Below are 241 nucleotides of genomic sequence, written 5' to 3' on the forward strand. Positions count from 1 at the left end.
GCCACACCGGCTTCTTTCAGACGCACGGCTTCTTCAACCGCGATTTCGTCGAACGGATTCATCGACATCTTCACGTTCGCAATGTCGACGCCCGTGCCGTCCGACTTGACTCGGACCTTCACGTTGTAATCGACCACTCGCTTGACTGGCACCAGGATTTTCATACCGTCTCCTTCGAATACGTCGACGACGCGTGCGCCGCCATTGGCGAACGGATCATGTCTGCCGCGCGCTCAGCGAG

The 241-nt window shown here is 58.1% G+C and carries 1 pseudogene; it reads right to left on the reverse strand.

Annotated elements, in window-relative coordinates:
• Positions 1-164, reverse strand: a pseudogene (locus SB786_RS37445) (electron transfer flavoprotein subunit beta/FixA family protein); the annotation flags it as partial.
• Positions 165-241 lie beyond the last annotated feature (77 nt).

This window comes from Burkholderia sp. SIMBA_062 (assembly GCF_046534765.1).
GTDB classification, from domain to species: Bacteria; Pseudomonadota; Gammaproteobacteria; order Burkholderiales; family Burkholderiaceae; genus Burkholderia; species Burkholderia ambifaria.